The 11,893-nt window shown below is 64.7% G+C and carries 7 protein-coding genes; 6 read left to right on the top strand and 1 reads right to left on the bottom strand.

What is annotated here, in order from left to right:
- The first annotated feature begins 144 nt into the window (after nt 1-144).
- Nucleotides 145-1,044, top strand: coding sequence for an alpha/beta fold hydrolase (locus GGC65_RS22030; RefSeq protein WP_192649110.1), 900 nt, complete (start codon nt 145-147; stop codon nt 1,042-1,044).
- On the opposite strand, the gene GGC65_RS22025 is transcribed toward GGC65_RS22030, so the two are convergent.
- Nucleotides 1,041-2,165: a helix-turn-helix transcriptional regulator gene (locus GGC65_RS22025; RefSeq protein WP_192649109.1), complete on the bottom strand. Its 1,125-nt coding sequence runs from the start codon at nt 2,163-2,165 to the stop codon at nt 1,041-1,043. The genes GGC65_RS22030 and GGC65_RS22025 overlap by 4 nt on opposite strands.
- A 154-nt stretch (nt 2,166-2,319) precedes the next feature.
- On the opposite strand from GGC65_RS22025, the gene GGC65_RS22020 reads away from it, so the two are divergent.
- The 5 genes from GGC65_RS22020 (at nt 2,320) to GGC65_RS22000 (ending at nt 11,850) form a co-directional block, all read left to right on the top strand.
- Nucleotides 2,320-4,002 (top strand): DUF885 domain-containing protein, encoded by a 1,683-nt coding sequence (locus tag GGC65_RS22020; RefSeq protein ID WP_192649108.1) that lies wholly within the window; start codon nt 2,320-2,322, stop codon nt 4,000-4,002.
- A 1-nt stretch (nt 4,003) separates the two neighbouring features.
- Nucleotides 4,004-6,061 carry a prolyl oligopeptidase family serine peptidase gene (locus GGC65_RS22015; RefSeq protein WP_192649107.1) on the top strand — a complete coding sequence of 686 codons (2,058 nt, stop codon included), beginning with the start codon at nt 4,004-4,006 and terminating at the stop codon, nt 6,059-6,061.
- A 159-nt stretch (nt 6,062-6,220) separates the two neighbouring features.
- Nucleotides 6,221-8,350 carry a TonB-dependent receptor gene (locus GGC65_RS22010; RefSeq protein WP_192649106.1) on the top strand — a complete coding sequence of 710 codons (2,130 nt, stop codon included), beginning with the start codon at nt 6,221-6,223 and terminating at the stop codon, nt 8,348-8,350.
- A gap of 77 nt (nt 8,351-8,427) precedes the next feature.
- Complete coding sequence (locus GGC65_RS22005; RefSeq protein WP_192649105.1) at nt 8,428-9,804, top strand: MFS transporter; 1,377 nt, start codon at nt 8,428-8,430, stop codon at nt 9,802-9,804.
- A gap of 24 nt (nt 9,805-9,828) precedes the next feature.
- A complete protein-coding gene (locus tag GGC65_RS22000) occupies nt 9,829-11,850 on the top strand; it encodes a prolyl oligopeptidase family serine peptidase (RefSeq protein WP_192649104.1) in 2,022 nt (673 codons plus the stop codon).
- Nucleotides 11,851-11,893: the final 43 nt, after the last annotated feature.

Here is an 11,893-nt window from a genome sequence, read left to right as displayed (position 1 = left end):
ACAGCCTTGCCCCGGCAAAGACAATATCTGCATAACAAAATGCTGCATTTTACGATCGCCGAACAAATTTGCACTGCAAGCTAAGCGGCGCACGGAGACAAGCGATAGGCTCGCTAGGCCAATATCGGCAGAAGGAAGAAATCGATGGACGTAATCCCGCTGATCGAGCCCCCCGTGCAATCGATCATCCTCGCCGATGGCAGGCAACTGACGTGGCAGGAATTCGGTGTGCCCGAAGGACGGCCCGTGCTCTATTTCCACGGCGGCGGCAGTTTCAGCCCCGAAGCCGGGATCTTCCATCGCGAGGCGGTAGCGAACAACATCCGGCTCATCTCGACGAACCGGCCCGGCGCCGGCGGTTCCTCGCTTTGCCCCGGCCGCCCGGCCGGCGCCTATTCGCACGATCTGGCCGAGTTGCTGGCGCATCTGAAGATCGACAAATTCGCCTGTTTCGGAGAGTCAAACGGCGGCATGATGACGCTGGCGATCGCCGCCGCCATGTCCGACCGCGTGATCGGTGCCGTGCCGATCAATCCGACGGTGCCCTGGTTCGACCCGATGGCCCGGCGCGTCACGGCGGGGTCGGTGGCGATCGCCTATCGGCTGATGCGATACGCGCCCTGGCTGCTCGCGAGTCTCGCGGAGACGGCGTCGGGCCGGGTACGCAAGATGAAGACCGAGCCGCGCCCGGGCAAAAGCAGGTTCGATGCATTGAACCTGATGGGCCCGCCGCCGGGCACCGAACAGGATATCGGCGACATCCTGTGGTATGTCACGGAATGCAAGAACAAACCGGCGCTGCTGGCCGAGCTGAAATGGGCGGCGCACGACTGGGGCGTCGACTATCATTCGATCCCGGTGCGGCTCGACTTTTATTGCGGTGTCCATGACGCGCAGGCGCCGTTCGCGCTGGTTCTCGCGGACGAGAACCCCGACGCGCAGTTTCACTATTTCCGCTTCGGGCATCATGGCTATTGCCACCCTGATGCCCGCGCCCGGATCGTCGGTACCGTCGCCGGCTATTTCAACCGCGGAACGGCCTAGGCGCCGGGCAATCCGCGCCGGCGAAGCTCGCTCGGCGTCGTACCGAAGCGGCGCTGAACCGCGAGAGAAAAGCTCGACGGATGGCTGTAGCCGACGGCATAGGCGATTTCGGTGATCGAGACCGTGCGTTCGTTGAGCATCGACAGCGCCTGCCGCATGCGGAGGTCGCCGATATAGTCGAACACCGTCTGCCCGACGATCTGCCGGAAGCCCGCGCAAAGGCTGCTGCGGCTTAGCCCCACATCACGCGCCAGATCTTCGAGTGACGGGGGATCGACAAAATTCTCCAACAGGCGCTGCTGCGCCTTGAGCACGCCGCGCGTGACCTGCGCCGTGCCATCGATGGCTCCGGCGCTATCGTCCTTCGCCATCGCCTTGAACGCCTGGCACAAAATCTCGATTGCCTTCGACCGGATATAGAGCCGGCGGCTATGCCCATCGAGGTCACAGCCGTGCAGATCCTCAAGACAGCGTAGCAGCGACGCATTCAGCGGCAACCGCTGCGCAACCGTCTCACGCAGACGCCCCCCGACAAAGGCCTGCAATGCGGACGGCAATTCGTGGACGCGGTCGGCATAAAGCTGACGCAGCGTGTCGCGGTGGATATAGACGGTCACGGTACGGTTGTGGCCGATGAAAACGGCCTTCGCGGGCGACACACCGGCAGGCTCGACGATGATCGCCGACATCGCACCTTTCAGATCGATGCGATCGCCCTTGGCCGTCACATATTCGCCGTCGCCGTCGCTCGCGATGCGGACGCGCAGGATATCGGGCGCCTGCACCGACATGGCGTTCAGAAAATCATGCGTTATGTCATTAAAATGGACAAGGAAGCCGTCGGCGAGACCGCAGAACTCGACATGGCCCTGCGCATAGTCCTTCGCCATGTGGAACCGGTAATGGCAGGGATCGCCCATCGGTTCGATGATGTCGATTTCGGGCGGCTGTTCCTCATATTCGGGCAGGCCCCAGTCCGGCTTCGCATAGTTGAGTGCCAGCGACGGCACATCGCCCTGTATCGCGAAGCGGCGAAACCCGCCTCCCGCAGTCCCAGATGGCGTCATAGCCGCCATTTGACGCCGCACATTGCCCGGCCGGCTCGCGGCTGCGAGCGCCATCTCGCTCTCCAAGTCTTTGTGAACCGGTAAGGATTCCATCATCCCGCCTCCACATGCGCCGATTCAGACGCTTTCCAAACAGTTTTGTACGTTAAGCTAAGCCATCGGTCGAGTCCGCAATTAAGCTGCAACAAATTCACCGGGAGATGGCGGTATGACGACCGATTCTGCGAAACCTGCCCTCGACGCGCTGGTCGATGACATCTGGTCCGCGATCCTCGAACGTGATCCCTATATGGCAAGCGCATCGGGTCGGAAGGTCGTGCGCTTCGGCCGCGGCGACCTGACCGAAGCCGAGGCGATAGCCGCCGCGGCCCGGCAACGCCGCGACCGGCTCGACCGCCTCGACCTGACGGGACTCGATCGGACCGATCGCCTGACCGCCGGTTTCATACGCCACTGGCTGGAAACCGAAATCGACGAGCCGCAGCGCTGGTGGACCGGTTTTGGCATCGCGCCCTATTCGGGCCTCTGGCTGTCGCTCATTCCCCGGATGGTCTTCGCACCGATCGACCTGACCGATCCCGCCGAAACCGCGCGCTACGTGAAACTGGCATCGGAATTCGCGGGCGCCATCGACGGCATGCGCGAGCGCGTGCTGGCGCAGGCCGAACGCGGGTGGCGACTGCCACGGCCCGCCCTGCCCAATGCGCGCAAGACACTGGAAGGCAATGCGTCGATCGCCGTCTCGACCGTGCTTCTCGCCGACGACCGGCCGGCCGACGCGGCCACGCGCGCAGCGGTCGTGGAGATCGTCGAGGCGAAGCTGAAGCCCGCCTTTGCCCGGCTGCTCGACACGATCGGCGCCGACTATGAAGCGGCCGCGCCCGAGGCGGCCGGCATGATGCATCAGCCGGGCGGCGCCGAAGCCTACCGGCTCTGGCTTCGCTACCACCTTGGCGCCAACCTCGATCCGGCGGCGCTTCACCAACTCGGCCTCGACGAAGTCGGGCGCCTTGCCGCCGAGATGGAACGCGTGCGGATCGAGCAGTTCGGCCATAATGGCGACGAGGCATCGTTCCATAACCGCCTGCGGGAGGATCCCAAGGCAAAGGCGCCGTCGGCCGAGGCGCTGGAGGCGACCTATGCCCGCCATCTCGACCGGATGGCGCCGGTTTTCGACCGGATGTTCCGCAAAGCCCCGCAGTCACCGGCTGCAGTGAAACGACTTCCGCGCGAGCTCGAGGCCGGCATGACCTTCGGCTATTATCAGACGCCGGCCGAACCGGGCGCCGAAGGTATCTATTTCTACAGCGGCAACGGCATTCCCGACCGCATGCAGATGAATGCCGCCGCGCTGATCTTCCACGAACTGGTGCCGGGCCATCATGTCCATCTGTCGCGGCAGCAGGAGAATACCGCGCTCCCGGAAATCCGGCGAAACCTGCACGCCTCGACCGCCTTCAACGAGGGGTGGGCCGAATATGCGTCGGGGCTCGGCGAAGAGGCCGGGCTGTTCGACGACCCCTATGATTATTATGGTTTCCTGTCGCACCAGCGTTTCGTGTCGCAGCGGCTGGTGGTCGATACCGGGCTCAACGCGCTCGGCTGGACGCTCGAAGAAGCGCACGCCTATATGAGCGCCAACACGCTCGAAAAGCCCGAACAGGTGACGAGCGACATCCTGCGCTATGCGACCGATCTGCCGGGCCAGGCGCTCTGCTATCGCTGGGGCTGCCTCAAGTTCCGCGAACTCCGAGCCAGGGCAGAGGCGCGACTGGGGGCAAAGTTCGACCTTGCCGACTTCCACGAGGCGATCCTCGATCAGGGCTGCCTGCCGATCCCGGTGCTCGAACAAAGCCTCGATCAATGGGCCGGCGAAGTGGAGGGCCGATAGCATGACCGCCCCCCTCTCCTATCCCCAAACCGAGCAGCGCCCCGAGACGGTCGCGTTCGGCGCGGTGCGCTACAACGACCCCTATCGCTGGCTCGAAGAAGACCGCGATCCGGCGGTGGCCGAATGGCAGCGGGCGCAGGATGCGCTGACACAGGACTATCTTGCGGCCCTGCCTGCGGCGCAGGATTTCGCGCGGAGGATCGCGGAGATCGGCGAAACCGACGATGTGACGATTCCGATGTTTGCAGGCGGGCGCTGGTTCCGGCGCTATGTCCCCGAGGATCGGGATCTGGCCGTCGTCGACATATGCGACAATCCCGCCGGACCGGGGCGCCGCCTGATCGACCTCAACGCGATGCGGACCGACGAACCGCTCAGCATCGGCAACTTCATTCCCTCTCCCGACGGGCGCAAGGCGATCTTCACTTGGACGGCGGGTGGGCGCGAAGAACCCGACCTGCGCGTGATCGACATCGATACGGGCGAGGCGCTGGTCGACGGTGTTCCGCACCGCAAACCCCAGAACTTCGCCTGGCTCCCCGACAGCAGCGGCTTCATCTACCTTGCACTTGACGCCGCGCTGGCCGGGGAGCCGTCGCTCTATCGCGTCGATCTGGGCGATCCGTCGGCGGTGAGGGCCGAAGATGTACGCGTCGATCACCCGGTCGCGCGGCCGATCCTGTGCGCCGACCGCCGCCATATCGTGCTGGCGGTCGACCATCTCGCGCCGCGCCTCGACTATATCCTCGACACGCAGAGCAATGCGGGTTGGCAACCTTTCCTGAAGGGCGTGCCCGGAATCTTTCGCGGCGACATATTGGGCGACAATTTCCTCGCCATCACCGACGATGGCGCGCCGCGCGGACGGCTCGTCGCGATCCCGCTCGCGACCCCGACGCAGCGCGAAACCTGGAAGGAAATCATTCCTCCGTCGGACAATGTGCTGGCGTTCGTGATGGTCACCGGCGACCGCGCAGTGCTGCTCGACTGGGTCGACACCTATTCGCGCCTGCGGGTGATCGGCTGGACTGGCGAAATCGAGGGCGAAATCACCCTCCCCGCACACGGCATGGTGAACAGCTTCGGCACGAATATGGTGCTGCCGACGATGATCGATCCGATGGCACGCGGTGCCGACGGCGAAGTCCTCTTCATTTTCTCGGCCTTCGGGCAGTCCGCCGCGCTGTACGGCGCGAACCTCGACACGCATCGGGCGCGACAATTGACGGCGCCGCGCGCGACGCTCGACGTGCAGACGCTCGACCTCGAAGCCAGCAGCGCGGACGGCGCGCGCGTCCTCTATCATGTCGTCGCACGCGCCGGGCTCGACCTGACGAAGCCGCAACCGACCGTGATTACCGGCTATGGCGGTTTCAATGTGTCGGTTGCACCCGGATGGATGGGCGCGCAATGGGCTGCATGGATGGCTGCCGGCGGCGTCGTGGCGCTCGCGCACCTGCGCGGCGGCGGCGAGCATGGGACGCCCTGGTTCGAACAGGGGCGAATGAAGCTGAAACAGAACAGCTTCAACGACGTCCATGCGATCGCCGAAGACCTGATCGCGCGCGGGATCAGCGCCAGCGACCGGATCGGCGTCACGGGCGGGTCGAACGGCGGGGTGATGGCGTCGGCGGTCGCGGTTCAGCGTCCCGACCTCTACCGCGCCAGCGTTCCGGTCGTCCCGATCACCGATGTGCTGGGACGCGTTCGCGACCCGGTGACGATGGTGTCCTCGCTCGACTATGGCGACCCGGCCGATCCGGTGATGGCAGAGGTCATCAACAGCTGGTCGCCCTATCAGAACATCCGCGACAGCATCGCCTACCCCGCCCTGCTCATCGATTGCGGCGCGAACGATCCGCGCTGCCCGCCTTGGCATGGCCGCAAATTTGCGGCGCGCGTGCAGCAGGCAACGACCGGCGACTGGCCCGTGCTGCTCCGTGTCCGCGCCGACGCCGGGCATGGCTCGGTCGGGCGGGCGCAAAAAGAGCGCATGTCCGCCGATATTCTGGCCTTCTTCGCCCATCAACTCGGGCTCGAAAACGATACCGGTCGATGACGAAAGCCTCGAAATGATGCGGATTCACCCGCGCGCCAAATGATTTTGCACGTTCGCCTAAGCATCGCGGCCAAGGAAAGTTTAGCCTGTGTTCCAGACCAACCCGAAGGATCATCGCACCGCCTGATCGTTCGAGAATAAAGAAATGGGGAGTTCTGCATGACGAAATGGGTAGTGGCCCTTATGGCCAGCGCGGCATGGTTGCCAAACGCGGTACAAGCGCAGGAGGCCCCCGGCGGCGCCGAGGAAGCCGGCGAGACCCGGCCCGGCGACATCATCGTCACCGCGCAGCGTTACGAACAGCGGCTGCAGGACGTCCCGCTCTCGATCAGCGCCATCGGCGCGGAAGAGCTTCAGAAACGGGGCGCGACTTCGCTGGCCGACCTGCAATATTCGGTCCCCGGCCTGTCGATCTATGAATTCGGCACCGGAAAACAGGCCGTCCAGATCCGCGGCATCTCGACCTCGATCGGGTCGACCACCGTCGCCGTCTATTATGACGAGACGCCGCTGTCGCTCGACACGACGGGCGATGCCTTCATGGTTCGCGCGATCGACCTCGAACGCATCGAGGTGCTGCGCGGACCGCAAGCGACGCTGTACGGCAATGGTTCGATGGGGGGCACGATCCGCTATATTCCCGCCGCGCCCAAGCTCGATGCCGTCAGCGGCTCGGCAAGCGCCGAATATAACGAGACGCGCCACGGCGGCGCGGGATACCGAGCGATCGGCGTGATCAACCTGCCGCTGGCGACCGATGTCGCAGGCGTGCGCCTCGCGGCCGCCTATGAACGCACCGGCGGTTTCATCGACAATGTCGCAACGGGCGAAAAGGACATCAATCGCACCGACATCTATACGGTGCGCGGCAGCCTGCTCGTCCAGCCGACCGACGCGCTGTCGATCTCGCTGATGGGCCTCTATCAGAAATCGGATCAGCCGAGCCAGGACATCGGCATCGACAATGAAACCGTCATGGCCGTCCCGTCGCCGCTTCGCGACCGCTATACGCTGATCCAGGGCAAGCTGGGCTACGACCTCGGCTTTGCCGAACTCAGCGCCTCGGGCAGCTATATCGATCGCCGCAACTTCACCCAGTTCGACCTGTCGGCCCTGTTCGTGCCGCTTATCGGTGCGCTTGGCTTCCCGCCGGGTTTCATTACCGAGGTTCCGACAGAGGCCACCACCGATTTCAACATGTGGAATGGCGAAGTCCGGCTGAGTTCACAGAACGAAGGCCCGTTCGGCTGGCAGGTCGGCGTCGCGCGTAGCGACCTCAAGGTCCATCAGTTCGGCGGCACCGATACGGCGCCGGGCACATTACCCTTCGCGCTCGTCGCCAGCGACGACGCGCGCCGCAGCCGGTCGTGGACGATTTATGGCGAGGCAAGCTACGCCATCACGCCCGAGCTCCGCGCGACCGCAGGCCTGCGCTGGTTCAGCGAAAACAAGCAGCGCATCATCAACGCCACCAACTTCGGCCTGACCTCGCTCGACAGCGGCGACAAGACTTTTCGGACGCTCAACCCGCGGTTCAACCTCAGCTATGATTTCACCCCGGACTCGATGGTCTATGTGAACGTCGCCAAGGGGTTCCGCAGCGGCGGCTTCAACCAGACCTCGGCCGGCGGCGGCGTCATTCCGGTTCCGCCGACCTACAAGCCCGACGCCATCTGGACCTATGAACTCGGCACCAAGCATGCGCTGATGAACAACCGACTGGTGCTCGACGCGAGCGTCTATCGCAGCGAATGGTCGAATGTTCAGTCGAACAATTTCGCGCCCGGCAATATCATCACCATCGTGAACAATTCGGGCCATGTCTCGGGCTGGGGCGTCGACCTGTCGGCCACCGCACGCCCGACGGACGACCTGACGCTGAGCGCAACCTATGGCTGGAACAACCTGAAATATGACGAGGCCACCGCCGACAAGATTGTGGGCGATCCGGTCGACGCCGCGGTGCGCGAGAGCTGGTCGGCCTCGGCCGACTGGCGTCCCGCCCTGTCCGACGGCGTCGACGGCATCTTCCGCATCGATTATCAGCATGCCGGCAAGGGCCAGTTCACGCTGCGCAACCTGACTCCGCCGCTGATCGTTCCGCGGCCGAAGCGCGACCTTGTAAACCTGCGCGTTGGCGCGGCGTTCGGCCCCGTCGAGGTCACGCTGTTTGCGAACAATCTGTTCAACGAAGACGCGCCGATCGTCGTCGGGCCGTTCGGCCTGATCCTCGAGGATGTCGAACAGCGTCCGCGCGTGATCGGCATCAGCGCGAGCGCGCACTTTTGATCGCTGGCCGCGGCGGCACCTTGTTCTAAAAGCGTTGCCGCCGCGGTCCGACCGCCGATGGTTCGAGGAAACATGTGATGACGAGTCCGGTCCTGTCCGAACCGCTGGCCATGAACAGGGAAAGTGCGGACGGCTGCCCGTCCGGCGCCGGGGAACGCGCGCCGGCTGCGTCCTGGTACGCGCTCGGCGTGCTGATCGCGACGACGCTCTTCGCTTTCGTCGACCGCCAGATCATCAACCTGGTCGCGCCATCGTTCCAGCGGGACCTGGGGATCACCGACCTCGAACTCGGCATCATCCAGGGGCTGGGGCTTGCCGCCTTCGCCAGCCTCGCCGCCTATCCGATCGGATGGCTTTCCGACCGCTACGGCCGGCGTCTCGTCCTCGGATGCTGCATCATGGTCTGGTCGATCTCGACCGCCGCCTGCGCGTTTCAGACGAACTTCACGGGCATCTTCGCCGCGACCGCGGGCATTGCGATCGGCGAGGCGGCGCTGACGCCCGTGATCTTCTCGATGCTGCCCGACCTATTTCCCGAGCGTCAGCGCAACACCGCCAATTTCATCTTCTTCGCAGTTGCGCTGCTCGGCGTCGCGATCGGCCTCGGCCTCGGCGGCGTCACGCTCGACCTGCTGGAAAAGAACCACGCCTCGCTGCCGGGCATGTTCGCGAATATGGAAAGCTGGCGGGTCGCGCTTGTCCTCGTCGCCCTGCCGGGACCGCTCTTCGCCCTGATGCTGGCGACGATCCGGATGACCGGCCATATCGGCTCGATCGGCGGCGGCGTGGCGCCCTTGGCAAAACTCGACAAGATGCTGCCCTATCTTCGCGAGCATTGGCGCGCGATCGCCTATATCTATGGTGCGATCTTCGCCTACGGCCTGCCGCTCGGCGCATCGCTGACCTGGCTGCCGGTCGCGATGCCGCGCGCCTTTCCCTCGATCGATGCCTCGTCGGTCGGCGTGCAGATGGGCGTCGCGCTCGGCATCGGCTCAATCATCGGCCTGATCGTCCCGGCCATAGGGACCAAGCTGATCGGTGGCGATGCCGACCTCAAGCCGTTCCGCATGGCTCGGGCCTTCCTCTTTGTCGCCGCCGTTCCGACGCTACTCCTTCTGTTCGCATCGCAACCTTGGCAGATCTATGCGACGATCGGCGTCCAGATCGCCTGCCTGCTCGCGACCGGCGCGTTGATGCCCGGCGTGCTGCAGCAATTGTCGCCTCCGAACCTGCGATCGCGGCTGCTGTCGCTGCTCGGCATCTGCAGCGCGATTTCGGGGGGCCTCGCGCCGATGCTGGTCGGCATGATGTCGGGATGGTTCGACGGCAGCCGCGGGCTGCTGACCGTGATGGTCATCATCGGCCTGCCCGCGTGGATCTCCGCCGGGGTCCTGATATCGCTCGCACGCCGGCCGTTCATGACCACGATCGGCGCGCTGCGCGCATCCAGCTGAATTCGATTTTTCCGGGAGACATATATGTCCGTTACCGAAGTGATTGGCGGCGTCAGCGTTCGCGACCCTTTCCGCTGGCTGGAAGACGATGCCGATGCTGCGGTCGTCGAGTGGCAACGCGAAAAGAACGCCCGGACGGTCGCAGAACTCGCCGCCTCGCCCCATGCTGCAGCCGTCGCCAAAGCGGTGCGTTCGACCTTTGAAGATATCATCATGTGCACCGCGCCCGAGCGTTTCGGCGACAACTGGTTCCGCACCGTCCTGCCGCCCGGCGGCACGCACGTCGTCCTTGCCGTGTCGTCGAGCCCGGCAGGCGAAGGACGCGTCCTCGTCGACCCGCAGGATGTCGGCGCCAATGCGACGATCACGCTCAAATTCCCGTCGCCCGACGGCTCGCTCGTCCTCGTTGCGATCGTCAACGACGGTGTCCACAGCTATCGCATCGTCGACGTCGCCAGCGGCAAGACGGTGCGCGATGATTTCAGCCAGTTCAGCAATATCGGCTTCAGCGCTTGGGCGCCCGACAACAGCGGCTTCCTCCTCACCACGATGGCCGTCACCGTCGCCGACGACGGCCAGGCGGTCGCCCGCACCCAGATCTGGTGGCAGCCGATCGAAGGGGAAGCCGAACAGCAGGTAATCGCACTCGACCATCTCACCGCCTTTCCGGAAATTTCGGCCGATGGGCGATGGGCAACGATCCGGACGAGCCAAGTCGCGCCCTGCCCCCGCTGGCTTCGCAAATTGGACGGCGGCGAATGGACCCCGTTCCTCTCGGCCGAGACTGCGATGTACAAGGGTGCGATCGTCGGCGACGAATATTGGGCGATCACCGACGATGTCTCGGGATGGTGCCGGCTCGTCGCGATCCCGCTGGACGGTTTTCAGGATCGGTCGACATGGCGCGAAATCCTGCCCGCTCGCGAACATCACAAGCTGTTCTCACTGTCGCCCTGCGGCGATTTCGTTGCGCTCTCGATCATCGAATCCGGGATCATGCAATTGAAGTCGCTCGACCGGAACGGCACCGATCGCGGCAATGTCGCGCTTCCGGGCGACGGGGCGTTCGGGCTGTTCGGCCTTGGCTATATTATGGGAATAGCGATGCCGATCGTCGCGCCCGACGGCAACGGCTGCACCTTCGTCCACAGCGGCTTCGATCGCAGCCCCGGCGTCTATCGCGCCGACCTTGCCACGCTGGCGGTCGAGGAGATCGAGCCGCCGAAGCACAGCCTGCCCGATCGCGAGGTCATGCGTTTGTCCGCCGAGGGTCCGAACGGCGACATATCCTATTGGCTGATGCGCAAGGCTTCGACGCCGCTCGACGGCTCGGCGCCCCTCATCGTGATGGGCTATGGCGGGTTCAACGCCCCTGAGATCCCGCACTATACCACGATGGCCGCCGCCTGGACCGAACTCGGCGGCATCTGGGTGCATAGCCAACTGCGCGGCGGCGGCGACCGCGACACGGCCTTCTGGGAAGCCGGGCGCATGCACCGCAAACAGGGAACGTTCGACGATCTGTATGCCGTGATCGAGGATATCCATGCGCGCGGCTTTGCAGTGCCCGAGCGGACGGGCATCTGGGGAACCTCGAACGGCGGGCTGCTCGTCGGCGCCGCCGTGTCGCAGCGCCCCGACCTGTTCGGCGCTGCCGTCGCGCAGGTTCCGATCCTCGACCTGATGCAGATCCGCAAGGATCCCGCCACGCTGGGCATCGCGATGGCCGATTATGGCAATCCCGAAGACCCCGCCGACGCGCCGGTCATGTATGCCTATTCGCCCTATCATAATGTGAGGCCGGGCACCGCTTACCCCGCCCTGCTGTGCGACGCCGGCGCCGACGACACCGTCTGCCCGCCCTGGCACAGCCGCAAGATGGTCGCCGCGATCGAGGATGCCAGCGTTTCCGGGCGACGCACCGCGCTGCGCGTACGCGACGGGGCCGGTCATAACCAGATGACCAGCGAACTCCTCATCCAGCGCGACATCGAAGAACTGACCTTTTTCCATGACGAACTCGCGCGGGCCAAAGTGGCAGGTTAGCGAAACGCGCGGCAGCTATTCGATCGGCGGATGATGTTGAACC

The organism is Sphingopyxis sp. OAS728 (assembly GCF_014873485.1).
Taxonomy (GTDB): Bacteria; Pseudomonadota; Alphaproteobacteria; order Sphingomonadales; family Sphingomonadaceae; genus Sphingopyxis.
Note: the sequence above shows the minus strand (reverse complement) of the source record. Positions and strands in the feature narration are given on the sequence as shown.

Bases quoted from the DNA above. Each gene is read 5' to 3' on its own strand.
- GGC65_RS22030 (WP_192649110.1), top strand. From the start codon at position 145: ATGGACGTAATCCCGCTGATCGAGCCCCCCGTGCAATCGATCATCCTC.
- GGC65_RS22025 (WP_192649109.1), bottom strand. From the start codon at position 2,165: ATGGCGCTCGCAGCCGCGAGCCGGCCGGGCAATGTGCGGCGTCAAATG.
- GGC65_RS22020 (WP_192649108.1), top strand. From the start codon at position 2,320: ATGACGACCGATTCTGCGAAACCTGCCCTCGACGCGCTGGTCGATGAC.
- GGC65_RS22015 (WP_192649107.1), top strand. From the start codon at position 4,004: ATGACCGCCCCCCTCTCCTATCCCCAAACCGAGCAGCGCCCCGAGACG.
- GGC65_RS22010 (WP_192649106.1), top strand. From the start codon at position 6,221: ATGACGAAATGGGTAGTGGCCCTTATGGCCAGCGCGGCATGGTTGCCA.
- GGC65_RS22005 (WP_192649105.1), top strand. From the start codon at position 8,428: ATGACGAGTCCGGTCCTGTCCGAACCGCTGGCCATGAACAGGGAAAGT.
- GGC65_RS22000 (WP_192649104.1), top strand. From the start codon at position 9,829: ATGTCCGTTACCGAAGTGATTGGCGGCGTCAGCGTTCGCGACCCTTTC.